This is a genomic window from Streptomyces roseolilacinus, assembly GCF_014649335.1.
GTDB classification, from domain to species: Bacteria; Actinomycetota; Actinomycetes; order Streptomycetales; family Streptomycetaceae; genus Streptomyces; species Streptomyces roseolilacinus.
This window is the reverse complement of record NZ_BMSV01000017.1, coordinates 52,515-76,744: the sequence shown is the minus strand read 5'-3', so window position 1 is coordinate 76,744 and position 24,230 is coordinate 52,515. Positions and strand designations below refer to the sequence as shown.

Here is a 24,230-nt window from a genome sequence, read left to right as displayed (position 1 = left end):
GGTCTTCGCCATGATCAAGACCCCGGCCCTGTTAACAACGCTCGTGATCAATACACCTAGGAGGGTGCGGGATGGGGCGGGGCACGCTGGTGCGCAGGCTGGACCTGGGGTATTTCGTACGGCCCGCCGAGGAGGCCGGTACGCCGTGGCCGCGCGTGGAGCCGGTGCTGGCGTACCTCGTGCGGCACGAGGAGGGCCTGCTGCTGTTCGACACCGGCGTCGGGAGCGGCGACCCCGAGGCGGAGGCCCACTACCGGCCGCGGCGCCGGGACCTGCGGGCGGCCCTCGCGGAGGCGGGCGCGGAGCCGGGCGACGTCGACGTGGTGGTCAACTGCCACCTGCACTTCGACCACTGCGGCGGCAACCCGCTGCTGCCGGGCCGGCCCGTCCTCGTCCAGCGGACGGAACTGGCGGAGGCCCGGGCGGGCGGGTACACCATCGACGCGCTCGTCGACTTCCCCGGCGCGCGGTACGAGGAGCTGGACGGCGAGGCGGAGGTGTGGCCGGGCGTCCGCGTCGTGCCGACGCCCGGGCACACGGACGGCCACCAGTCGCTGGTGGTGTCCGGGCCGGACGGGGTGACCGTCCTGGCCGGGCAGGCCTTCGACTTCGCGTCCGAGTTCGCGTCGGACGAGATGGCCCGCCGCGCGGCGCTCGACGCCCCCGGCGGCGGCCCGGCCCCCTACCGGCCCTGGCTGGACCGGCTGGCCTCCTTCGGCCCCCGGCGGGTGCTGTTCGCCCACGACCGGTCGGTGTGGGAGGGCGCCATGCCCGAGGGCGCGGGGCCCGCGGGAGCGCCCCGGTAGCCTTTCCGCCCGTGACCGAAACGCTGATCTGGATCGCCGTCGCCCTCTTCGCGATCGGCCTGTACCTGAGCTGGACCGCCGGGCGGCTCGACCGGCTGCACGCCCGCATCGACGCCGCGCGCGCCGCGCTCGACGCGCAGCTGCTGCGGCGTGCGTCGGTCGCCCAGGAACTGGCCACGTCGGGGATCCTCGACCCGGCGGCGTCGATCGTGCTCTACCAGGCCGCGCACGCCGCCCGGCAGGCCGAGGAGGAGCACCGGGAGGTCGCCGAGAGCGAGCTGAGCCAGGCGTTGCGCGCGGTGTTCGGCGAGCCGGAGCAGATGCGGGCCGTACGGGAGGCCCCGGGCGGGGAGGAGGCGGCCGGCGAGCTGGCCGCCGCGGTGCGCAGGGTCCCGATGGCGCGCCGGTTCCACAACGACGCCGTGCGGGCGGCGCGGGCGCTGCGCAGGCACCGGAAGGTGCGCTGGTTCCGGCTGGCGGGGCACGCGCCGTTCCCGATGGCGTTCGAGATGGACGACGAGCCGCCGGTGGCGCTGGCGGACCGGGCGACCTGAGCCGCCCGCGGGGGCGGTACCGGACAGAGGCGACATCCGGCCATGCCAAAACGGGCCACCGCCTCCTCATTGGCCCTTGCTGTGGACTGGCCCGGCCGTGTTTGCTCGCCTGTGTCGTCCCCGGGTCCCCGTACCCGCCCCGTTCTCCCGAGTGAGGTCCGACGTGTCCACCACGCCCACCACCACCCCGCAGGCCCCCGAGACCGGCACCGCGCGCGTGAAGCGCGGCATGGCCGAGCAGCTCAAGGGCGGCGTCATCATGGACGTGGTCAACGCCGAGCAGGCGAAGATCGCCGAGGACGCCGGCGCCGTGGCCGTCATGGCGCTGGAGCGGGTGCCCGCCGACATCCGCAAGGACGGCGGCGTCGCCCGGATGTCCGACCCGAACATGATCGAAGAGATCATCGAGGCCGTCTCCATCCCGGTCATGGCCAAGTCCCGCATCGGCCACTTCGTCGAGGCCCAGGTGCTGCAGTCCCTCGGCGTCGACTACATCGACGAGTCCGAGGTCCTGACCCCGGCCGACGAGGTCAACCACTCCGACAAGTGGGCCTTCACCACCCCGTTCGTGTGCGGCGCCACCAACCTGGGCGAGGCCCTGCGCCGCATCGCCGAGGGCGCGGCCATGATCCGCTCCAAGGGCGAGGCCGGCACCGGCAACGTCGTCGAGGCCGTCCGCCACCTGCGCCAGATCAAGAACGAGATCGCCCGGCTGCGCGGCTACGACAACAACGAGCTGTACGCCGCCGCCAAGGAGCTGCGCGCCCCGTACGAGCTGGTCAAGGAGGTCGCCGAGCTCGGCAAGCTGCCGGTCGTGCTGTTCTCCGCCGGCGGTGTCGCCACCCCGGCCGACGCCGCGCTGATGCGCCAGCTGGGCGCCGAGGGCGTCTTCGTCGGCTCCGGCATCTTCAAGTCCGGAGACCCGGCCAAGCGCGCCGCCGCCATCGTGAAGGCCACCACCTTCTACGACGACCCGAAGATCATCGCGGACGCCTCCCGCAACCTGGGCGAGGCCATGGTCGGCATCAACTGCGACACCCTGCCCGAGGCCGAGCGCTACGCGAACCGGGGCTGGTAACACCGATGAGCAGCACCCCCGTCATCGGCGTCCTGGCCCTCCAGGGCGACGTACGGGAGCACCTGATCGCCCTGGCCGCGGCGGACGCCGTGGCCAGGCCGGTCCGGCGCCCCGAGGAGCTCGCCGAGGTCGACGGCCTGGTCATCCCCGGCGGCGAGTCCACCACGATCTCCAAGCTGGCCGCCCTGTTCGGGATGACGGAGCCGCTGCGCGAGCGCATCGCGGCCGGCATGCCCGTCTACGGGACCTGCGCCGGGCTCATCATGCTCGCCGACAAGATCCTCGACCCGCGGTCGGGCCAGGAGACCCTGGGCGGCATCGACATGATCGTCCGCCGCAACGCCTTCGGGCGGCAGAACGAGTCCTTCGAGGCGGGCGTCGACGTCACCGGTGTCGACGGCGGCCCCGTGGAGGGCGTCTTCATCCGCGCCCCCTGGGTCGAGTCCGTCGGCGCGTCCGCCGAGGTCCTCGCCGAGTACGGGGGCCACATCGTCGCCGTACGGCAGGGCAACGCGCTCGCCACCTCGTTCCACCCGGAACTGACCGGAGACCACCGCGTGCACGCCCTGTTCGTCGACATGGTGCGCGCCTCCGGCCGATGAGATCCCGGTAGGATCTCTGGGGTTCGTTCTGAATGGGTTACGCGAAGGAGACAGGCAGATGTCCGGCCACTCTAAATGGGCTACGACGAAGCACAAGAAGGCCGTGATCGACGCCAAGCGCGGCAAGCTCTTCGCGAAGCTGATCAAGAACATCGAGGTCGCGGCCCGCACCGGCGGCGGCGACCCCGAGGGCAACCCGACGCTCTACGACGCCATCCAGAAGGCCAAGAAGAGCTCGGTCCCGAACAAGAACATCGACTCCGCGGTCAAGCGCGGCTCCGGCCAGGAGGCCGGCGGCGCCGACTACGAGACCATCATGTACGAGGGCTACGGCCCGAACGGCGTCGCGGTGCTCATCGAGTGCCTCACCGACAACCGCAACCGTGCCGCCTCCGACGTGCGCGTCGCGATGACCCGCAACGGCGGCTCGATGGCCGACCCGGGCTCGGTGTCGTACCTCTTCAACCGCAAGGGCGTCGTCATCGTCCCCAAGGGCGACCTGACCGAGGACGACGTGCTCGGCGCGGTCCTCGACGCCGGCGCGGAGGAGGTCAACGACCTCGGGGAGACCTTCGAGGTGATCAGCGAGGCCACCGACCTGGTCGCGGTCCGCACCGCCCTCCAGGAGGCCGGCGTGGACTACGAGTCGGCGGAGGCCAGCTTCGTCCCGACCATGCAGGTCGAGCTGGACGAGGAAGGCGCCCGCAAGATCTTCAAGCTGATCGACGCGCTGGAGGACAGCGACGACGTGCAGAACGTCTTCGCCAACTTCGACGTCTCCGACGACGTCATGGCGAAGGTCGACGCCTGATCCACGGCGACACCGCCCGACGCGACGGGCCGACGGGACGCAGCCCGTCGGCCCGTCGCGTTGTCAGTCCCAGCCGATAGCCTGCACGAACAGGGGACACCGCCCATCGGTGGCCGGGGGAGAGCGTAAGGAGGCCGCGTGCGCGTGCTTGGGGTGGACCCGGGTCTGACCCGGTGCGGGATCGGCGTCGTCGAGGGAGTCGCGGGACGCCCGCTGACCATGCTCGGCGTCGGCGTCATCCGCACGCCGGCCGACGCCGACGTCGGCCCCCGCCTCGTCGCCATCGAGCGCGGCATAGAGGAGTGGCTCGACGCGCACCGGCCCGATCTGGTCGCCGTGGAGCGGGTGTTCAGCCAGCACAACGTCCGTACGGTGATGGGTACGGCCCAGGCCAGCGCCGTCGCCATGCTCTGCGCGTCCCGCCGCGGCCTGCCCGTCGCCCTGCACACCCCCAGCGAGGTCAAGGCCGCCGTGACCGGCAGCGGCCGCGCCGACAAGGCGCAGGTCGGCGCCATGGTGACCCGCCTCCTCCGGCTCGCCGCCCCGCCCAAGCCCGCCGACGCCGCCGACGCCCTCGCCCTCGCCATCTGCCACATCTGGCGCGCCCCCGCACAGAACCGCCTCCAGCAGGCGGTCGCCGCACAGCACGCGTTGAAAGGCCGAACCCCATGATCGCCTTCGTGACCGGTCCGGTCGCCGCCCTCGCCCCGACCACCGCCGTCGTCGAGGTCGGCGGCGTCGGCATGGCCGTCCAGTGCACGCCGAACACCCTGTCCGCGCTGAGGGTCGGACAGGAGGCCCGGCTGCACACGTCGCTGGTCGTCCGGGAGGACTCCCTCACGCTGTACGGCTTCGCCGACGACGACGAGCGGCAGGTCTTCGAACTGCTCCAGACCGCCAGTGGCGTCGGCCCCCGCCTCGCCCAGGCCATGCTCGCAGTCCACGCCCCCGACGCCCTGCGCGCCGCCGTCGCGTCCGGCGACGAGAAGGCCCTCACGGCGGTCCCCGGCATCGGTAAGAAGGGGGCCCAGAAGCTCCTCCTGGAGCTGAAGGACCGGCTCGGCGCCCCGGTCGGCACGGCCCGGCCCGCCGCCGGCGCGGCCGGCTGGCGCGACCAGCTGCACGCCGCGCTCGTCGGACTCGGCTACGCCGCCCGCGAGGCCGACGACGCGGTCACCGCCGTCACCCCGCAGGCCGAGGCCGCCGACGGCCCGCCGCAGATCGGCCTGCTGCTGAAGGCGGCCCTGCAGACCCTCAACCGCGCCCGCTGACCCGGCCCGACCACCGCCCCACACCGCGAGGAGACGTTCAGTGAACTGGGACGAGACGACCGACGCGACCGCTTCCGAGCGGCTCGCCGGCCCCGCCGCGGAGCGGCTGGTGGGCTCGGTCGCCGACCGCGACGACCAGGCCGTCGAGGCCGCGCTGCGCCCCAGGGACCTGGACGAGTTCATCGGTCAGGAGAAGGTCCGCGAGCAGCTCGACCTCGTCCTCAAGGCGGCCCGCGCCCGCGGCGCCACCGCCGACCACGTCCTGCTCTCCGGCGCGCCCGGCCTCGGCAAGACCACGCTCTCCATGATCATCGCCGCGGAGATGGGCGCCCCCATCCGGATCACCTCCGGCCCCGCCATCCAGCACGCCGGCGACCTCGCCGCGATCCTCTCCTCCCTCCAGGAGGGCGAGGTCCTCTTCCTCGACGAGATCCACCGCATGTCCCGGCCCGCCGAGGAGATGCTGTACATGGCCATGGAGGACTTCCGCGTCGACGTGATCGTCGGCAAGGGCCCCGGCGCCACCGCGATCCCCATCGAACTGCCGCCGTTCACCCTGGTCGGCGCCACCACGCGGGCGGGACTCCTGCCGCCGCCGCTGCGCGACCGCTTCGGCTTCACCGCGCACATGGAGTTCTACACCCCCGCGGAACTGGAGCGCGTCGTCCACCGCTCCGCCCGCCTCCTCGACGTGGAGATCGGGGCCGAGGGCGCCGCCGAGATCGCCGGCCGCTCCCGCGGCACGCCCCGTATCGCCAACCGTCTCCTGCGCCGCGTCCGCGACTACGCCCAGGTCAGGGCCGACGGGATCATCACGCGCGAGATCGCCGCGACCGCCCTCGCCGTGTACGAGGTCGACGCCCGCGGCCTGGACCGGCTCGACCGCGCCGTGCTGGAGGCCCTGCTGAAGCTGTTCGGCGGCGGCCCGGTCGGCCTGTCGACGCTCGCCGTGGCGGTGGGGGAGGAGCGGGAGACCGTCGAGGAGGTGGCGGAACCGTTCCTCGTACGGGAGGGACTGCTCGCCCGGACACCCCGGGGCCGCGTCGCGACGCCGGCCGCCTGGGCCCACCTCGGGCTCGTACCGCCGCAGGCCGCGGGCACCGGGACCGGACAAGCGGGCCTCTTCGACGCATGACGGCGCGGAGACTCGCCGGGTCAGGAACCGCGGTGGGATGCTGGGCGTTGTTCCATCGATGCGGACTCGCCTAGACTCCGCCGATGCCGCCCTTTCAGGTCGGCGTGCCCACCCCCGTAGATCAGGCCGCTCACCAGCGCGGTCGTGCGAAGGAATTCCGTCCCGTGGATAACATCGGCGTGCTTCTCCCCTTCATCGTGCTCATCGGGGCCATGTTCCTGATGACCCGCTCTGCGAAGAAAAAGCAGCAGCAGGCCGCGGAAATGCGCAACCAGATGCAGCCAGGCACCGGCGTGCGGACGATCGGGGGGATGTACGCCACCGTCAAGGAGATCGGCGACGACACGGTCCTCCTGGAAGTCGCGCCGGGCGTCCACGCCGTCTACGCGAAGAACGCGATCGGCGCCGTCCTCGAGGACGAGGAGTACAACCGCATCGTCCACGGCGACACGGACTCCGGCACCGAGGCCGACGCGGCGTCCGACGACCTCCCGGTCGTGCCGGACGACGCCTCCTCGCTCGTCGAGCCCGCCGACGAGTCCGCGGACACCGCGAAGCCGGACCTCACCAAGAAGACCGACGCGGACGACGCCGCCAAGGACGACAAGACCGGCGGCAGGACCGACGGCGAGGCCGACGCGAAGTAGCCGCACACAGGGACCGCCGGCGCCCGAAGGCGCGTAGGCGGTCCCCGGGTTCGCGTCACATCTGCATCTGCGGGGGCAGGTCCCCACACACACTTCGTGGCCGCCCCGCGCACACCCGGCGCGGGGCGGTTGGACAGGGAGATACGACAAGGTGGCAGCACCGAAGAAGGGCAGAAGGCCGTCGGGGGGCCAGGGAAGGCCGGGGCGTGCCCTGGCCTTGATCCTGATCGCGATGGTCGCGCTCGCCGGCGGCATGTTCTGGTCCGGTCACACCACGCCGCGCCTCGGCATCGACCTCGCGGGTGGTACGACCATCACGCTGAAGGCGAAGGCCGAGCCCGGCAAGGAAGACGCCGTCAACGAGACCAACATGAACACGGCGATCGGCATCATCGAGCGCCGCGTCAACGGTCTCGGCGTCCAGGAGGCCGAGGTCCAGAAGCAGGGCACCGAGAACATCATCGTCAACATCCCCAAGGGGACCGACGAGGAGCAGGCGCGCCAGCAGGTGGGTACGACCGCCCAGCTGTACTTCCGCCCGGTCGTGTCCGTCGCGATGAGCGAGCCCGCGGCGCCGACGCCCTCCGCTTCCGGCAGCCCCTCCGCCGCCCCGTCCGCGGGCGCGTCGCCGAAGCCCTCCGCCTCCGCCACGGACGGCGACAAGGTCACCGCCCCCTCGGCGAGCGCCACCACGCAGGGCCGCGCCCTCACCGACGCGCTGAGGAAGGCCCCCAGCCCCTCCGCCTCCGGCAGCCCGTCCGCCGCGCCGAGCCCCAGCGGCTCCCAGCTGCCCGCCCCGGCGGTCCCGCCGAGCGCCGACCCGTCCGCGGACGCCGGTCTCCAGGCCAAGTTCGCCGCGCTGAACTGCGCCGACCCGAAGCAGCGCGCGGCCACCAAGGCCGTCAAGCCCACCGAGCCCACCGTGGCCTGCGGCCTGAACGGCGGCGTGTGGGAGAAGTACCTGCTGGGTCCCGCCGACGTGGACGGCAAGGACGTGGACGACGCCCGCGGCGCGCTCGACCCGGAGCGCGGCATCTGGAAGGTGCAGCTGGAGTTCAACAGCAAGGGCGCCAAGAAGTTCGCCGAGATCACCGGCCGGCTCGCCACGCAGACCGCGCCGCAGAACCAGTTCGCGATCGTCCTCGACGGCGAGGTCGTCTCCGCCCCGTCGGTCAGCTTCGCCATCCCCGGCGGACAGGCGGAGATCACCGGCAGCTTCAACCAGAAGACGGCCCAGGACCTCGGCAACATGCTCTCCTACGGTGCGCTGCCGCTCTCCTTCGAGGAGCAGTCCGTCACCACCGTCACCGCCGCCCTCGGCGGCGAGCAGCTGCGCGCCGGCCTGATCGCCGGTGCGATCGGCCTCGCCCTCGTCGTGGTCTACCTGGTGGTGTACTACCGCGGCCTGTCGCTCATCGCGATCCTCTCGCTGGGCGTCTCCGCCGTCCTCACCTACACGATCATGTCGCTGCTCGGCCCGGCCATCGGCTTCGCGCTGAACCTGCCCGCCGTGTGCGGCGCGATCGTCGCGATCGGCATCACCGCCGACTCGTTCATCGTGTACTTCGAGCGCATCCGCGACGAGATCCGCGAGGGCCGCACCCTGCGCCCGGCCGTCGAGCGCGCCTGGCCGCGCGCCCGCCGCACGATCCTCGTCTCCGACTTCGTGTCGTTCCTGGCCGCCGCGGTGCTGTTCATCGTCACCGTCGGCAAGGTGCAGGGCTTCGCGTTCACGCTCGGCCTGACCACGCTCCTCGACGTCGTCGTGGTGTTCTTCTTCACCAAGCCGCTGATGACGCTCCTGGCGCGCGGCAAGTTCTTCGGCGGCCAGCACCCGTGGTCCGGTCTGGACCCGAAGCGGCTCGGCGCGCAGCCGCCGCTGCGCCGCACCCGCCGCGTATCCGTCCCGACCGAACCGAAGGAGGCGTGAGATGTCGCGACTCGGAAATCTCGGCGCCCGTCTCTACCGCGGTGAGGTCGGATACGACTTCGTCGCCAAGCGGATGCTCTGGTACGGCGTCTCCATCCTGATCACGATCACCGCCATCGTCGGCCTGGGCGTGCGCGGCCTCAACATGGGCATCGAGTTCAAGGGCGGCGCCGTCTACACGACGCCCAAGACCACGGTGTCCGCCGCCAAGGCGGAGGAGATCGCCGAGGACGCCGCCGGACACGACGCGATCGTCCAGGAGCTCGGCACGGGCGGCCTGCGCATCCAGGTGTCCGGCCTGGACACCAAGGCGGCCAACTCCCTCAAGGACGACATCGCCGCCGGCGTCGACGTCCCCGTGAAGGACATCACCGCCGAACTGGTCGGCCCCAGCTGGGGCGAGCAGATCGCCAACAAGGCGTGGACCGGCCTCGGCGTCTTCATGATCCTGGTCGTCCTCTACCTGGCGATCGCCTTCGAGTGGCGGATGGCGCTCGCCGCGCTCATCGCCCTCGTCCACGACCTCACCATCACCGTCGGCGTGTACGCGCTCGTCGGCTTCGAGGTCACGCCGGGCACCGTGATCGGTCTGCTCACCATCCTCGGTTACTCCCTCTACGACACCGTCGTCGTCTTCGACGGACTGAAGGAGAGCTCGAAGGACATCACCAAGCAGACCCGCTACACGTACAGCGAGATCGCCAACCGCAGCCTCAACGGCACGCTGGTCCGCTCGATCAACACCACCGTCGTGGCGCTCCTGCCGGTCGCCGGCCTGCTGTTCATCGGCGGCGGCTTCCTCGGCGCGGGCATGCTCAACGACATCTCGCTGTCGCTGTTCGTCGGTCTCGCCGCCGGCGCCTACTCGTCGATCTTCATCGCCACGCCGCTCGTCGCGGACCTCAAAGAGCGCGACCCGCAGATGAAGGCGCTGCGCAAGCGCGTCCTCGCCAAGCGTGCCGCGGCCGGGTCGAAGGACGGCGCGGAGCAGGACGGCGACGCGTTCACCGAGGTGCCCGAGGGCGCCGCCACGGCCGGCGGCGTCGTCGGTCCGCGCGGTCGCCGCGGCCGTTCCACGGAGAACCGCCGATGACCGCCACCGCCACCCGGGAACTCCTGCTCAGCCGCATCCGGGACGTCCCCGACCACCCCAAGCCCGGTGTCGTCTTCAAGGACATCACGCCGCTGCTGGCCGACCCCGAGGCGTTCGCCGCGCTCACCGGGGCCCTCGCCGAGCTGTGCACGCGCTTCGGGGCGACGAAGATCGTCGGCCTGGAGGCGCGCGGGTTCATCCTCGCCGCCCCCGTGGCGGTCTCCGCCGGCGTCGGGTTCATCCCGGTCCGCAAGGCCGGCAAGCTGCCCGGAGCCACGCTCCGGCAGGCGTACGAGCTGGAGTACGGCACGGCCGAGATCGAGGTCCACGCCGAGGACCTGGCCCCGGGCGACCGGGTCCTCGTCATCGACGACGTCCTCGCCACGGGCGGCACGGCCGAGGCGTCGCTGGACCTCATCCGCCGGGCGGGGGCCGAGGTCGCCGGCGTCGTCGTCCTGATGGAGCTGGGCTTCCTGGGGGGCCGCGCCCGCCTGGAGCCCGCCCTGCGGGGCGCCCCGCTGGAGGCGATCATCCAGCTGTGAGGTGACGGACGCACATCCGAGGGGCGCCCGGCTCGTGCCGGGCGCCCCTCGCGTCGTCGTAACGATCTTCCTCTGAAGAAGCTCAAATGACTCCCGTTCCCGGGGCCGACTCTGGTTCGATCTTCGGTGATGCCACTGACCAGGCATCTTGAGCAAAGGAATCCAATGAAGATCTCAAACAAGATCACCACGGGGATGGTTTCCGTCGTCTCTCTCGCCGCCGTCGTCGCGGGTGCCGCCCCGGCGGGCGCCGCGTCCGCGGCGGGCGCGGCCCCGGCCAAGGAGCGGGCCGTCCAGGCGCAGGCCGTGAAGGTCCCCATGGGTGCCGCGGGCACCTGCTCCGGCTGGAAGAAGGCCGGCAGCCTCCCGCTGAAGTGGAGCAAGGTCTCCGACAACTGCGGCCACTTCGGCAAGCCCGGGATGAAGATGGGCTACGCCTGGAAGGTCTACAAGGGCAGCAGCATCTGCGTCGAGGTCAAGGGCTTCGTCAACGGCAAGGCCAAGTGGTACAAGGCCGGCTGCGGCAAGACCGGCGCCATCAAGGTGCCGTGGGGCAACGTCCTGGCGGCCAAGGAGATGAAGGTCAAGGGCGCGGCCCTGTTCGACTGGAAGTGACGGCCGGCTGACCGCCGCGCACACCCGTGACGGCGGTCGCCTGACCCCCGAGGGGCCCGGACCGACGGTCCGGGCCCCTTCGCGTGGAGCCTCCCCCGGCCGGAAACGTACGGGACGGGCATCCGGGGACACCGGGTGCCCGTTCCGCGTCGACGGGCGTCCCGCCCGGGGCGAGTGGGACGCCCGAGGTGGATACCATGGGATTTCCGGGCCTCACCGGGGGACCCGGACCCGCACGAGGAGCGCCCTTGCCAGACGAGGCCCAGCCACTCTCCGCCGCGACCCCCGATCAGCGGGCCGACCAGGACGCGGCTCCCTCCGCCACGCCGCCGACCGGGCGGAACGCGCCGGGCGAGGCCCCCGACGCCGAAGCGGCCCCCGCGACGCCGCCCCGGGCCGCCCACCCCGCCCCCGTCTCGACGCCCAAGCCGGCCCCGCCCGCCCCGGCCCGCGCCGTCGGCTCCTCCAACCGCGTCCGGGCCCGCCTCGCCCGCCTCGGCGTGCAGCGCTCCTCGCCGTACAACCCGGTCCTGGAGCCGCTGCTGCGGATAGTGCGCAGCAACGATCCGAAGATCGAAACGGCCACTCTCCGCCAGATCGAGTACGCCTACCAGGTCGCCGAGCGCTGGCACCGCGGCCAGAAGCGCAAGAGCGGCGACCCGTACATCACGCACCCCCTCGCCGTCACCACCATCCTCGCCGAGCTCGGCATGGACCCGGCGACGCTGATGGCGGGCCTCCTCCACGACACCGTCGAGGACACCGAGTACGGCCTGGAGGACCTCCGCCGCGACTTCGGCGACCAGGTCGCCCTCCTCGTCGACGGCGTCACCAAGCTCGACAAGGTCAAGTTCGGCGAGGCCGCCCAGGCCGAGACCGTGCGCAAGATGGTCGTCGCCATGGCGAAGGACCCGCGCGTCCTGGTCATCAAGCTCGCCGACCGCCTGCACAACATGCGCACCATGCGCTACCTCAAGCGGGAGAAGCAGGAGAAGAAGGCCCGCGAGACCCTGGAGATCTACGCCCCGCTCGCCCACCGCCTGGGCATGAACACCATCAAGTGGGAGCTGGAGGACCTCGCCTTCGCGATCCTCTACCCCAAGATGTACGACGAGATCGTCCGCCTCGTCGCCGAGCGCGCCCCCAAGCGGGACGAGTACCTCGCCATAGTGACCGACGAGGTCCAGGCCGACCTGCGCGCCGCCCGCATCAAGGCCACCGTCACCGGCCGCCCCAAGCACTACTACAGCGTCTACCAGAAGATGATCGTCCGCGGCCGTGACTTCGCGGAGATCTACGACCTGGTGGGCATCCGCGTCCTCGTCGACACGGTCCGCGACTGCTACGCGGCCCTCGGCACCGTCCACGCGCGGTGGAACCCGGTCCCCGGCCGGTTCAAGGACTACATCGCGATGCCGAAGTTCAACATGTACCAGTCGCTCCACACGACGGTCATCGGCCCCAACGGCAAGCCCGTCGAACTGCAGATCCGCACGTTCGACATGCACCGCCGCGCCGAGTACGGCATCGCCGCGCACTGGAAGTACAAGCAGGACGCCGTCGCCGGCGCCTCCAAGGTGCGCACCGACGTGCCGAAGAAGGCCGGCAAGGACGACCACGTCAACGACATGGCGTGGCTGCGCCAGCTCCTCGACTGGCAGAAGGAGACCGAGGACCCCAGCGAGTTCCTGGAGTCCCTGCGCTTCGACCTCTCCCGCAACGAGGTGTTCGTCTTCACCCCCAAGGGTGATGTCATAGCGCTGCCCGCCGGCGCCACCCCGGTCGACTTCGCGTACGCCGTCCACACGGAGGTCGGCCACCGCACCATAGGGGCCCGGGTCAACGGGCGGCTCGTCCCGCTGGAGTCGACCCTCGACAACGGCGACCTGGTGGAGGTCTTCACCTCCAAGGCCGCCGGCGCCGGCCCCTCCCGCGACTGGCTCGGCTTCGTCAAGTCGCCCCGCGCCCGCAACAAGATCCGCGCCTGGTTCTCCAAGGAGCGCCGCGACGAGGCGATCGAGCACGGCAAGGACGCCATCGCCCGCGCGATGCGCAAGCAGAACCTGCCGATCCAGCGCATCCTCACCGGCGACTCCCTGGTCACCCTCGCCCACGAGATGCGCTACAGCGACATCTCCTCGCTGTACGCGGCGATCGGCGAGGGCCACGTCACCGCCCAGTCGATCGTGCAGAAGCTGGTGCAGGCCCTCGGCGGCGAGGAGGCGGCGACCGAGGACATCGCCGAGACCGCGCCGCCCGCCCGCGGCCGCGCCAAGCGCCGGACCAAGGCCGACCCGGGCGTCGTCGTCAAGGGCGTCGAGGACGTGTGGGTCAAGCTGGCCCGCTGCTGCACCCCGGTGCCCGGCGACCCGATCATCGGCTTCGTCACGCGCGGCAGTGGCGTATCGGTTCACCGCGCCGACTGCGTCAACGTCGACTCGCTGTCGCAGCAGCCCGAGCGGATCCTCGACGTCGAGTGGGCGCCCACCCAGTCGTCGGTGTTCCTCGTCGCCATCCAGGTCGAGGCGCTGGACCGCTCCCGGCTCCTGTCGGACGTCACCCGCGTCCTGTCCGACCAGCACGTCAACATCCTGTCCGCGGCCGTCCAGACGTCCCGCGACCGGGTCGCCACGTCCCGCTTCACCTTCGAGATGGGCGACCCCAAGCACCTCGGGCACGTCCTGAAGGCCGTCCGCGGCGTGGAGGGCGTGTACGACGTCTACCGCGTGACGTCGGCCCGCCGCCCCTGACGGCGGGGGCACGGAGAAAGGGCCGGTACGGGACACCCGTACCGGCCCTTCCCCCTGGGGCGGCCGTGCTCAGCCGCCGAACTCCTGCAGGCCCTTCAGCGCCTGGTCCAGCAGCGCCTGCCGGCCCTCCAGCTCACGCGTGAGCTTCTCGGCCTTCGCGTCGTTGCCCGCCGCGCGCGCCGCGTCGATCTGCTTGCGCAGCTTGTCGACGGCCTCCTGCAGCTGACCGGTCAGGCCCGCCGCACGGGCGCGCGCCTCCGGGTTCGTCCGGCGCCACTCGGCCTCCTCGGCCTCCTGGATGGCCCGCTCCACCGCGTGCATCCGGCCCTCGACCTTGGGCCGGGCGTCCCGCGGCACGTGGCCGATGGCCTCCCAGCGCTCGTTGACGGCCCGGAACGCGGCGCGCGCCGCCTTCAGGTCCGTCACCGGCACCAGCTTCTCGGCCTCGGCGGCGAGCTCCTCCTTCAGCTTGAGGTTCTCCGTCTGCTCCGCGTCACGCTCGGCGAACACCGCGCCGCGCGCCGCGAAGAACACGTCCTGCGCACCGCGGAAACGGTTCCACAGCTCGTCCTCGTGCTCGCGCTGCGCCCGGCCCGCGGCCTTCCACTCCGCCATCAGCTCCCGGTACCGCGCGGCCGTCACGCCCCAGTCCGTGGAGCCCGACAGCGACTCGGCCTCCGCGACCAGCCGCTCCTTCACCCGCCGCGCCTCCTCGCGCTGCGCGTCCAGCGCCGCGAAGTGCGCCTTGCGCCGCTTCGAGAACGCCGACCGGGCGTGCGAGAAGCGGTGCCACAGCTCGTCGTCGGACTTCCGGTCGAGCCGCGGCAGGCCCTTCCACGTGTCCACCAGGGCGCGCAGCCGCTCACCGGCGGCCCGCCACTGCTCGCTCTGCGCGAGCTCCTCGGCCTCCGCGACCAGCGCCTCCTTGGAGTGCCGCGCCTCGTCGGCCTGCTTGGCCTTCTGGGCCTTGCGCTCCTCGCGACGCGACTCCACCGTCTCGACGAGCTTGTCCAGCCGCTTCGCGAGCGCGTCGAGATCACCGACCGCGTGGTGCTCCACGACCTGCTGGCGCAGGTGGTCGATCGCGGCCATCGCGTCCTTGGCCGACAGGTCGGTGGTCCTCACCCGCCGCTCGAGGAGGCCGATCTCCACAACCAGGCCCTCGTACTTGCGCTCGAAGTAGGCCAGTGCCTCCTCGGGAGAGCCGGCCTGCCACGATCCGACGACCTTCTCGCCATCGGCAGTACGCACGTACACGGTGCCCGTCTCGTCGACGCGGCCCCACGGGTCGCTGCTCACAGCGCCTCCTCCACATGATGCCGATGAAGGGGGATCCTCCCCCTGGGCATCGTCCACAGTTTCCCGGACGGGCCTCGCCCGCCCTCCACAGCGTGCATCCAGTCCACGCTGCACAACGCCAATCTAGGCGAACGGCCGCCCGGCTGTCCGCTCCCAGCGCGACCGAAATTCAGCGGTTCACTTCTTGCTGACCGTGGCCTTTTCGACGGTGACGGGCTTCTTCGGCGCCCCGTCCCCGCTGCCGCCCTCGACCCCCGCCTTCGCGACGGCCCGGACCGCCTTCAGCCCGGCGGCGTCGAGCTTCCCGAAGGGCGTGTACTGCGGAGGGAGTTCGGTGTCCTCGTAGACGAGGAAGAACTGGCTGCCGCCGCTGTTCGGGCTGCCGGTGTTCGCCATCGCCACCGTGCCCGCCTCGAAGGTCACCTTGCCGCTCGCCCCCGCCTTGCCGAGGGACGCCAGGTTCTCGTCGGGGATGTTGTAGCCGGGCCCGCCCGTGCCGTCGCCCTGCGGGTCGCCGCACTGGAGGACGAAGATGCCCTGCGTGGTCAGCCGGTGGCACTTCGTGCCGTCGAAGTACTTCCTGTCCGCGAGGTGCTTGAAGGAGTTGACCGTCCGCGGCGTCTTCACGGCGTCCATGGTGATCGCGAGGTCGCCCACGTTCGTCTTCAACGCCATCGTGTACGTCGCCTTGGCGTCGACCGCCATCGACGGCTCGGGCGAGGACGAGGGGGAGGGGGAGGGCGCGCCCGACGAGGGGGGCGCGCTCGGCTCGGCCGCGGTGTCCACGCTGTCGACGTCCCGCCCGGTCAGCTGGACGGAGGCGTACACGGCCCCGCCCGCCGCCAGGACCACGGCGAGCGCGGCGGCCACGACGGCGTTGCGGCGCCTGGCCTTCCTCCGCGTCTCCTCGCGCCGGCGCTGCTGCCGCTCGAACTTCTCCCGGGCGAGCTGCCGCCGCCGCTGATCGCTGCTGACCACCGGGTGTCCTCCTTGTCGCTCTTTCGTTCCTGTCCGGGGCTGGTGTGCCCGTACCGTATACGGGTTGGCTGTGGAATGAGCAGCGCCGGTAGGCTCTGATCTGCTGCATTCTTCCGCCGGACGACTATCTGAGGACGATCGTGCTTATTGCCGGGTTCCCCGCCGGGGCCTGGGGGACCAACTGCTACGTGGTCGCCCCCGCCGCGGGCGAGGAGTGCGTGATCATCGACCCCGGCCACCAGGCCGCGCGGGGAGTCGAGGAGACGCTTCGCAAGCATCGGCTCAAGCCCGTGGCGGTCGTGCTCACCCACGGCCACATCGACCACGTCGCGTCCGTCGTCCCGGTCTGCGGGGCCCACGACGTGCCCGCCTGGATCCACCCGGCCGACCGGTACATGATGAGCGACCCGGAGAAGGCCCTCGGCCGCTCCATCGGGATGCCGCTCATGGGGGAGCTGACGGTCGGGGAGCCGGACGACGTCCACGAGCTCACCGACGGCGCGCGCCTGGAGCTCGCCGGTCTGGAGCTCACCGTCGCGCACGCGCCCGGCCATACCAAGGGGTCGGTGACCTTCGGGATGCCCGAGGCCGCGGACGTCCCGCCGGTCTTCTTCTCGGGCGACCTGCTCTTCGCCGGCTCCATCGGACGCACCGACCTGCCCGGCGGTGACATGGACGAGATGCTCGCGTCGCTGGCCCGCGTGTGCCTGCCGCTCGACGACTCGACCGTGGTGCTGTCCGGCCACGGCCCCCAGACCACCATCGGCCGCGAGCGCGCCACCAACCCGTACCTGCGGGAGGTGGCCGCCGGCCTCGGGAGCCCCGCGGCTCCCCGACGAGGAATGTGACGAGAGAACTTCCGTGAGTACTTTCCAGGCCCCCAAGGGCACGTACGACCTGCTGCCGCCCGACTCGGCGACGTACCTGGCGGTCCGCGAGGCGATCGCCGCGCCGCTGAGGAACTCGGGCTACGGCTACATCGAGACGCCCGGCTTCGAGAACGTCGAACTGTTCGCGCGCGGCGTCGGCGAGTCCACCGACATCGTCACCAAGGAGATGTACGCCTTCGAGACCAAGGGCGGCGACCGGCTGGCCCTGCGCCCCGAGGGCACCGCGTCCGTGCTGCGCGCCGCCCTGGAGGCGAACCTGCACAAGGGCGGCAACCTCCCGGTCAAGCTCTGGTACTCCGGCTCGTACTACCGCTACGAGCGGCCGCAGAAGGGCCGCTACCGCCACTTCTCCCAGGTCGGCGCCGAGGCGATCGGCACCGAGGACCCGGTGCTGGACGCCGAGCTGATCATCCTGGCCGACCAGGCGTACCGGTCGCTGGGGCTGCGGGACTTCCGCATCCTGCTGAACTCCCTCGGCGACAAGGAGTGCCGCCCGGTCTACCGCGACGCCCTCCAGGACTTCCTGCGCGGCCTCGACCTGGACGAGGACACCCGCCGCCGGATCGAGATCAACCCGCTGCGCGTCCTCGACGACAAGCGCGCCGAGGTCCAGAAGCAGCTCGTGGGCGCGCCGCTGCTGCGCGACCACCTGTGCGACGGGTGCAAGGCGTACCACGAGGAGGTGCGCGCCCTGCTGACGGCGGCGGGCGTGGCCTTCGAGGACGACGAGAAGCTGGTGCGCGGCCTCGACTACTACACGCGGACCACGTTCGAGTTCGTCCACGACGGGCTCGGCGCACAGTCCGCGGTGGGCGGTGGCGGCCGGTACGACGGCCTGTCCGAGATGATCGGCGGCCCCGCGCTGCCGTCCGTGGGCTGGGCGCTCGGCGTCGACCGCACGGTCCTGGCGCTGGAGGCCGAGGGCATCGCGCTCGACGTCCCCGCCGCGACGGACGTCTTCGCCGTCGCCTTGGGCGACGACGCCAAGCGGCGCCTGTTCGAGCTGGTCACGGAGCTCCGCAAGGCCGGCGTCGCCACGGACATGGCGTACGGCGGCAAGAGCATGAAGGCGGGCATGAAGGCGGCCAACCGCTCGGGGGCCCGCTACGCGCTCATCGCCGGCGAGCGGGACCTCGCGGAGGGCGCGGTCCAGCTCAAGGACCTGGAGTCCGGCGAGCAGGAGGCCCTCGCGCTCGACGCCGTCACGAGCACGCTTCGGGCCAGGCTGGCCTGAACGATCCGCTCCCGGGGAGGGCGGGGCGCCGGTGACCGGCGCCCCGCCCTTCCTTATGTCCATCGAACGGCGCACAGGTACCCCCATCCGGCACAATGACCACTGCCTCGGCACCTCACCCACCCCCTACCGACGGAACGGCTGGTATGACGACGAAAGCAGCGGTTGACGACGCCTCCCCGGACTCCCGCGCCCTCGGCGCCGGCCGGGCTTTCGCCTGGATGCTGGTCGTCACCGGCGCGGCGGGGCTGCTGGCCGCGTGGATCATCACCCTGGACAAGATCAAGCTCCTCGAGGACCCCACCTTCGTCCCCGGCTGCAGCTTCAACCCCATCGTGGCGTGCAACAGCATCATGAAGAGCGAGCAGGCCTCGGTGTTCGGCTTCCCGAACCCGATGCTGGGCCTCGTCACGTACGGCATGGTGGTCGCCATCGGCGTCGGCCTGCTCGCCGGCGCCCGCTACCGCCGCTGGTACTGGCTCGGCCTCAACGCGGGCACGCTGTTCGGCGTCGGGTTCTGCACCTGGCTCATGGTCCAGTCCCTCTACGAGATCAACGCGCTGTGCCTGTGGTGCTGCCTCGCCTGGGTCGCGACCATCGTCATGTTCTGGTACGTGACCTCGTTCAACGTCCGCAACGGCGCCCTGCCCGCGCCGGCCGGGCTGCGGCGCTTCCTCGACGAGTTCACCTGGGTCCTGCCGACCCTGCACATCGGGATCATCGGGATGCTGATCCTGACGCGCTGGTGGGACTTCTGGATCGGCTGACCGGTCGGCCCGGGCACCCCGCCGGGGTTGTCGGAGGGCTGGCATAGGCTTCACGGCGTGGAGCCCGACCTCTTTACCGCCGCAGCCGAAGACCGCCAGGAGAAGGACCCGTCGAGCAGCCCGCTCGCGGTGCGGATGCGTCCGCGCACGCTGGACGAGGTCGTCGGGCAGCGACACCTGCTCAAGCCGGGGTCGCCGCTGCGCCGGCTGGTCGGCGAGGGCGCGGGCGGACCGGCCGGGGCCTCGTCCGTGATCCTGTGGGGTCCGCCGGGCATCGGCAAGACGACCCTGGCGTACGTGGTGTCCAAGGCCACCAACAAGCGCTTCGTGGAGCTGTCCGCGATCACGGCCGGGGTCAAGGAGGTCCGCGCGGTCATCGACGGCGCCCGCCGGGCGGCCGGCGGCTTCGGCAAGGAGACCGTCCTGTTCCTGGACGAGATCCACCGCTTCAGCAAGGCCCAGCAGGACTCGCTGCTGCCGGCCGTCGAGAACCGCTGGGTCACGCTCATCGCGGCGACGACGGAGAACCCGTACTTCTCGGTGATCTCCCCGCTGCTCTCCCGCTCCCTGCTGCTGACGCTGGAGCCGCTCACCGACGACGACCTGCGCGGGCTGCTGGCGCGCGCGCTGACCGAGGAGCGCGGCCTGGCCGGCGCGGTCACCCTGCCCGAGGACGCGGAGGCGCACCTGCTGCGCATCGCCGGCGGTGACGCGCGGCGGGCGCTGACGGCGCTGGAGGCGGCGGCCGGGGCGGCCATGGCGAAGGACGAGCCGGAGATCACGCTCGCCACGCTGGAGGAGACCGTGGCCCGGGCCGCGGTCACCTACGACCGGGACGGCGACCAGCACTACGACGTGGCGAGTGCGCTGATCAAGTCGATCCGGGGCTCGGACGTGGACGCGGCGCTGCACTACCTGGCGCGGATGATCGAGGCGGGGGAGGACCCGCGGTTCATCGCCCGCCGGCTGATGATCTCCGCGAGCGAGGACATCGGGCTCGCGGACCCGACGGCGCTGCCCACGGCGGTGGCGGCGGCCCAGGCGGTCGCGATGATCGGCTTCCCCGAGGCGGCGCTGACGCTCGGCCACGCCACGATCGCGCTGGCCCTGGCGCCGAAGTCCAACGCGGCGACGCTGGCCGTCCAGGCCGCTCAGGCCGATGTGCGGGCGGGGCTCGCCGGACCGGTGCCGGCGCACCTGCGCGACGGCCACTACAAGGGCGCGGCCAAGCTGGGGCACGCGCAGGGGTACGTCTACCCGCACGACGTCCCGGGCGGGATCGCCGCCCAGCAGTACGCCCCGGACGCCGTGCAGGGGCGGCGCTACTACCAGCCGACCCGCTACGGCGCGGAGGCGCGGTACGCGGACGTGGTGGAGAAGGTGCGGGAGCGGCTGCGCGGGGACGGGACGGGCACGTCGCAGCAGCCGTCCTAGGGCCGGTGGTCGTCGGCCGCCTCGAAGAGGGCGTGCAGGGCGCGCCGCAGCCCGTGGACGTCCCGCACGGGCCGGGGGAAGTCGAAGCGCGCGTCGAACGTGCGGCGCTCGGCGCCTTGGCACCGCACCCGCAGCCCGAAGCGGTCCAGGGCCAGCGGCGCCACGTGGCGCACGGCGGTGGGGCCGGTGCCGGCGCGGTCGCCGAGCAGGGCGGTGAGGGCGAGCACCTGGGTCTCGTGGGCGGCCGCCAGGTGCTGGAGCAGCTCGGTCTCGTACCCGCGCAGCGGATCCGGCTCGGCCCGCGCGAACTCCTCGGGGTCGACGGGGCCGGCGCCCCACAGGTCGTCGACGTACAGGTCCCCGACCTCCAGCCGGAGCAGGGTGTGGCCGGCCTCGGCGACGGCGGGGGAGACGGTGAGCCAGCCGGAGACCCAGGCGCGGCCGCGGATGCGGTGGGGGACGGAGACGGGGGCGACGTCGGTGAGCTCCAGCACGGCCGGCAGTTCGTCGTCGTGGGCGGGGGCGGCGGCGCGCACGGCCGGGGAGTCGGAGGGGTACAGGAGCAGGATCTCGCCGTCGGGCCCCACGACGCGGGCGTCGGGGGAGAGCTGCTCGGGGCGGGGGGCGGCCGCTCCGGGAATCAGCAGGGCCGCGGAGCATGTACCCTGTACGAGAGTTCGTGTGCGCTCGGCTGCTGACGGCATCCGGGCGGTTTCCAGCCCGTCGGGACGCGGCTGACCATGAGCTGATCGGACCTCCGTCACATCGATGCTCTGTTGAGAGGCATCGTTCTTTGTGCTGCTGTCTGTGATGCGCGTGGTGTTCCCAGGGCGAGACATGCGATCTCCTTGAGTAAGGTGAGCCTAACCTAACCTATTTCGGAGGTCTGGAGAACGTGCCTAACCAGTCGCGTCCCAAGGTCAAGAAGTCCCGTGCGCTCGGCATCGCCCTGACGCCGAAGGCCGTCAAGTACTTCGAGGCCCGCCCGTACCCGCCGGGTGAGCACGGTCGTGGCCGCAAGCAGAACTCGGACTACAAGGTCCGTCTGCTCGAGAAGCAGCGTCTGCGCGCCCAGTACGACATCAGCGAGCGCCAGATGGCCCGTGCCTACGACCGCGCGAAGAAGGCCGAGGGCAAGACGGGCGAGGCGCTGGTCGTCGAGCTCGAGCGCCGCCTCGACGCCCTGGTCCTGCGTTCGGGCATCGCCCGCACCATCTACCAGGCCCGCCAGATGGTCGTCCACGGCCACATCGAGGTCAACGGCCAGAAGGTCGACAAGCCGTCCTTCCGCGTCCGCCCCGACGACGTCGTGATGGTCCGCGAGCGCTCCCGCAGCAAGACGCTGTTCCAGGTCGCCCGCGAGGGTGGCTTCGCCCCCGACGGCGAGACCCCGCGCTACCTGCAGGTCAACCTGAAGGCCCTGGCCTTCCGCCTCGACCGCGAGCCGAACCGCAAGGAGATCCCGGTCATCTGCGACGAGCAGCTCGTCGTCGAGTACTACGCCCGCTGACCCGGGCGCGGTACCCACACCACCGCGGTCCTCAGCCCGCCGCCTCCCCGCCCTTCCCGGTGGGGGAGCCGGCGGGCTTCCGCGTTCCCGGGGCCGGCGCCGACCCGTCGCGCGGCCGGTCCGCCGGCGCCGCGGACGCGCCCCCCGCCCGGCCAGCCAGCGCCCGCGCCACCGCCGCGTCCACCGACAGCCGGCCGCCCTCCGCCACGTACGCCCCGAACCGCTCCCCGCCCAGCACCTCACGCGCCCGGCGCTCGCACAGCGCCCTCGGCGCGCCGAAGTACGCCGAGCCGAACAGCGGCGGCCCCACCGCCTCCCACAGGGAGCCCGCCGCCCCCTGCAGCACCGCCGCCTCCGCCGGGTCGCCCTCGCTCGCCGTCACCAGCGCCAGCAGCTCGATCGCCAGCACCAGCCCCACCAGGTCGTGGAAGGCGTGGTCGATCCCCACGCACTCGGCCAGCAGGTCCCGCGCCTCCCCGTGGTCCCCGCGCGTCCACGCCGCGTACGCCAGCACGTACAGCGCGTACGCCCGCGTCCACCGCTCGCCGCGCTCCTCGCAGACCTCCCGGACGTCCTCGCACAGCGCGACGGCCGACTCCAGGTCCCCCCGGAACACCTTCGCCATCGCCAGCTCCACCTGCGCCATCAGCACCTGGCTGTTCAGCTCGCCCAGCTCCCGGTACGACGCCAGGGCCCCGTCCAGCAGCTCCTCCGCGCGCGGCACCTCGTCCGACAGCAGGGCCAGGCAGCCCAGGCGGTGCGTCGTGTACGCCAGCGCCAGCGCGTTGCGGCCGCGCGCGGCCCGCTCCCCGCACTCGTGCAGCGCCCGCACCGCGGCCGTCGCGTCGCCCTGCAGGATCGCCACGTAACCCAGCACCCACAGCGCCTTCAGCCGCGCCTCCTCGTGGCCCGGCCCCGACCCCGGCGCCAGCGCCCGGTCCAGCCAGTGCCGCCCCTCCGCGAGCCGGCCGCAGCCCACCCAGTAGAACCACAGCGTCCCCGCCATGTGCTGCGCCAGGTGCGCCTCGTCCGGCGTCTCCAGGCACAGCTCCAGCGCCGCCCGGAGGTTCGGCAGCGCGCCGTCCGCGCACGCCGCCACCTCCGCCTGCCGGGGGCTGAACCACTCCAGCTCGCACCAGGTCGCGAGCCCCATGTACCAGTCCCGGTGCCGCCGCCGCACCCGCTCCGCGTCCCCCAGGGCCGCCAGCCACTCCGCGCCGTACGCCGCCACCGTGTCCAGCATCCGGTACCGCGACCCCGCCGCGTCCGCCTCCCGCAGCACCACCGACTGGGCGATCAGCCCGCCGAGCACGTCCAGCACCCGGTCCGCCGGCAGCTGCGGACCGCCGCACACGTACTCCGCCGCGTCCAGGTCGAACGGGCCCGCGAACACCGACAGCCGCGCCCACAGCAACCGCTCCTGCGGCGTGCACAGCTCGTGGCTCCAGCCGATCGCCGTCCGCAGCGTCCGGTGGCGCGCCGGCGCCCCCCGCGTCCCGTGCGTCAGCAGCCGGAACCGGTCGTCCAGCCGGCTCAGCACCTGCTCCACGGTCAGCGCGGGCAGCCGCCCCGCCGCCAGCTCCAGCGCCAGCGGGATCCCGTCCAGCCGCCGGCACAGCTCCCGCACCGGCTCCCCCTCCTCCTCGGCGCGGAACCCCGGCCGCGCCGCCACCGCCCGGTCCGTGAACAGCCGTACGGCGTCCTCGTCCGACAGCGGCGGCAGCGGCAGCACCGCCTCGCCGTCCAGGCGCAGGGGCCGGCGCCCCGCCGCCAGCACCGTCAGCCCCGGCGCGCCGCACAGCAACCGCCGCACCAGGTCCGCACACGCGTCCACGAGGTGTTCGAACCCGTCGAGGACCAGCAGCAGGGTCCGGTCCGCGAGGTGGTCGACCAGCACCTCGCGCGGCGGCCTGCTCGTCTGGTCCGTCAGTCCCAGCGCCTCCACCAGCGCGTGCTCCACCAGCCCCGGGTCCCGCAGCCTCGCGAGGTCCGCCAGCCGCACCCCGTCGCAGTAGCGTTTCTGCGACGCGCGTGCGACGTTCACCGCCAGCCGGGACTTCCCCACCCCTCCCACGCCCACCACCGTGACGAGCCGGAACTCGGCCAGCAGTCCGTCCAGTTCCGCACGTTCCGCGTCGCGCCCGACGAACCGGTTCAGCTCGGCCGGGAGATTGCTCCGTCGCATGGGACACGGAGCGTACCGATGGCGCTGCTCTCCGTACAATCGGCCGGTACCGTGGCCGCCGGGCGGCGACAAATCCTGTTCGGGGAGTCATCACGGGCG

General features: G+C 72.3%; 23 protein-coding genes. 19 read left to right on the top strand and 4 right to left on the bottom strand.

Translation table 11 applies throughout. The features are described 5' to 3' along the window. Window positions 1–71 precede the first annotated feature (71 nt). From IE106_RS28710 to IE106_RS28645, 14 genes are all read left to right on the top strand, one after another. Window positions 72–806, top strand: a complete 735-nt coding sequence (locus tag IE106_RS28710; protein WP_189538160.1) for an N-acyl homoserine lactonase family protein — start codon at window positions 72–74, stop codon at window positions 804–806. Window positions 807–817: 11 nt separating this feature from the next. After that, window positions 818–1,360: a hypothetical protein gene (locus tag IE106_RS28705; RefSeq protein WP_189538159.1), complete on the top strand. Its 543-nt coding sequence runs from the start codon at window positions 818–820 to the stop codon at window positions 1,358–1,360. Between the two features lie 163 nt (window positions 1,361–1,523). Beyond that, on the top strand, window positions 1,524–2,438 hold the full coding sequence (gene pdxS / locus IE106_RS28700) for a pyridoxal 5'-phosphate synthase lyase subunit PdxS (protein WP_189538158.1): 915 nt from the start codon (window positions 1,524–1,526) through the stop codon (window positions 2,436–2,438). Window positions 2,439–2,443: 5 nt separating this feature from the next. Beyond that, window positions 2,444–3,040, top strand: coding sequence for a pyridoxal 5'-phosphate synthase glutaminase subunit PdxT (gene pdxT, locus IE106_RS28695; RefSeq protein WP_189538157.1), 597 nt, complete (start codon window positions 2,444–2,446; stop codon window positions 3,038–3,040). A gap of 58 nt (window positions 3,041–3,098) precedes the next feature. After that, complete coding sequence (locus tag IE106_RS28690; protein ID WP_189538156.1) at window positions 3,099–3,851, top strand: YebC/PmpR family DNA-binding transcriptional regulator; 753 nt, start codon at window positions 3,099–3,101, stop codon at window positions 3,849–3,851. 138 nt (window positions 3,852–3,989) lie between these two features. Beyond that, complete coding sequence (ruvC, locus tag IE106_RS28685) at window positions 3,990–4,523, top strand: crossover junction endodeoxyribonuclease RuvC (protein ID WP_189538155.1); 534 nt, start codon at window positions 3,990–3,992, stop codon at window positions 4,521–4,523. Beyond that, entirely contained in the window at window positions 4,520–5,122 is a 603-nt protein-coding gene (gene ruvA / locus IE106_RS28680; protein ID WP_189538154.1) for a Holliday junction branch migration protein RuvA, read from the top strand. The genes ruvC and ruvA overlap by 4 nt, the downstream gene beginning before the upstream one ends. Before the next feature lie 40 nt (window positions 5,123–5,162). Next, entirely contained in the window at window positions 5,163–6,257 is a 1,095-nt protein-coding gene (gene ruvB / locus IE106_RS28675; RefSeq protein ID WP_189538153.1) for a Holliday junction branch migration DNA helicase RuvB, read from the top strand. A gap of 212 nt (window positions 6,258–6,469) precedes the next feature. After that, window positions 6,470–6,904 (top strand): preprotein translocase subunit YajC, encoded by a 435-nt coding sequence (gene yajC, locus IE106_RS28670; RefSeq protein ID WP_229840882.1) that lies wholly within the window; start codon window positions 6,470–6,472, stop codon window positions 6,902–6,904. A 151-nt stretch (window positions 6,905–7,055) separates the two neighbouring features. Continuing rightward, window positions 7,056–8,834, top strand: coding sequence for a protein translocase subunit SecD (gene secD / locus IE106_RS28665; RefSeq protein ID WP_189538151.1), 1,779 nt, complete (start codon window positions 7,056–7,058; stop codon window positions 8,832–8,834). 1 nt (window position 8,835) lies between these two features. Then, window positions 8,836–9,927: a protein translocase subunit SecF gene (gene secF, locus IE106_RS28660; RefSeq protein WP_189538150.1), complete on the top strand. Its 1,092-nt coding sequence runs from the start codon at window positions 8,836–8,838 to the stop codon at window positions 9,925–9,927. Beyond that, window positions 9,924–10,469 (top strand): adenine phosphoribosyltransferase, encoded by a 546-nt coding sequence (locus IE106_RS28655; RefSeq protein ID WP_189538149.1) that lies wholly within the window; start codon window positions 9,924–9,926, stop codon window positions 10,467–10,469. Before secF ends, IE106_RS28655 begins: the two co-directional genes overlap by 4 nt. 165 nt (window positions 10,470–10,634) lie before the next feature. Then, window positions 10,635–11,084, top strand: coding sequence for a hypothetical protein (locus IE106_RS28650; protein WP_189538148.1), 450 nt, complete (start codon window positions 10,635–10,637; stop codon window positions 11,082–11,084). A gap of 248 nt (window positions 11,085–11,332) precedes the next feature. Further along, window positions 11,333–13,834, top strand: a complete 2,502-nt coding sequence (locus IE106_RS28645; protein ID WP_189538147.1) for a RelA/SpoT family protein — start codon at window positions 11,333–11,335, stop codon at window positions 13,832–13,834. 69 nt (window positions 13,835–13,903) lie between these two features. Here IE106_RS28645 and IE106_RS28640 read toward each other — a convergent pair whose 3' ends face one another. Together IE106_RS28640 and IE106_RS28635 are read right to left on the bottom strand one after the other, a co-directional pair. Then, complete coding sequence (locus IE106_RS28640) at window positions 13,904–15,133, bottom strand: DUF349 domain-containing protein (protein WP_189538146.1); 1,230 nt, start codon at window positions 15,131–15,133, stop codon at window positions 13,904–13,906. A 177-nt stretch (window positions 15,134–15,310) separates the two neighbouring features. Beyond that, window positions 15,311–16,111, bottom strand: coding sequence for a peptidylprolyl isomerase (locus IE106_RS28635; protein WP_189538145.1), 801 nt, complete (start codon window positions 16,109–16,111; stop codon window positions 15,311–15,313). Window positions 16,112–16,251: 140 nt separating this feature from the next. Here IE106_RS28635 and IE106_RS28630 point away from each other — a divergent pair, with 140 nt between their 5' ends. The 4 genes from IE106_RS28630 to IE106_RS28615 all read left to right on the top strand — a co-directional run bounded on the left by IE106_RS28630 (window position 16,252) and on the right by IE106_RS28615 (window position 20,436). Next, window positions 16,252–16,959: an MBL fold metallo-hydrolase gene (locus tag IE106_RS28630; protein WP_189538144.1), complete on the top strand. Its 708-nt coding sequence runs from the start codon at window positions 16,252–16,254 to the stop codon at window positions 16,957–16,959. Between the two features lie 13 nt (window positions 16,960–16,972). Further along, window positions 16,973–18,235 (top strand): histidine--tRNA ligase, encoded by a 1,263-nt coding sequence (gene hisS / locus IE106_RS28625; RefSeq protein ID WP_189538143.1) that lies wholly within the window; start codon window positions 16,973–16,975, stop codon window positions 18,233–18,235. 146 nt (window positions 18,236–18,381) lie between these two features. Next, window positions 18,382–19,002: a vitamin K epoxide reductase family protein gene (locus IE106_RS28620; RefSeq protein ID WP_189538142.1), complete on the top strand. Its 621-nt coding sequence runs from the start codon at window positions 18,382–18,384 to the stop codon at window positions 19,000–19,002. Between the two features lie 57 nt (window positions 19,003–19,059). Next, complete coding sequence (locus tag IE106_RS28615) at window positions 19,060–20,436, top strand: replication-associated recombination protein A (RefSeq protein ID WP_189538141.1); 1,377 nt, start codon at window positions 19,060–19,062, stop codon at window positions 20,434–20,436. On the opposite strand, the gene IE106_RS28610 is transcribed toward IE106_RS28615, so the two are convergent. Beyond that, a complete protein-coding gene (locus tag IE106_RS28610; RefSeq protein WP_189538140.1) occupies window positions 20,433–21,140 on the bottom strand; it encodes a DUF2470 domain-containing protein in 708 nt (235 codons plus the stop codon). The two genes, IE106_RS28615 and IE106_RS28610, sit on opposite strands and share 4 nt — an antisense overlap. Before the next feature lie 191 nt (window positions 21,141–21,331). Between IE106_RS28610 and rpsD the strand changes: the two genes are divergently transcribed. Next, complete coding sequence (gene rpsD, locus IE106_RS28605) at window positions 21,332–21,946, top strand: 30S ribosomal protein S4 (protein ID WP_010470463.1); 615 nt, start codon at window positions 21,332–21,334, stop codon at window positions 21,944–21,946. A gap of 31 nt (window positions 21,947–21,977) precedes the next feature. On the opposite strand, the gene IE106_RS28600 is transcribed toward rpsD, so the two are convergent. Then, window positions 21,978–24,131 (bottom strand): ATP-binding protein, encoded by a 2,154-nt coding sequence (locus tag IE106_RS28600; RefSeq protein WP_189538139.1) that lies wholly within the window; start codon window positions 24,129–24,131, stop codon window positions 21,978–21,980. Window positions 24,132–24,230: the final 99 nt, after the last annotated feature.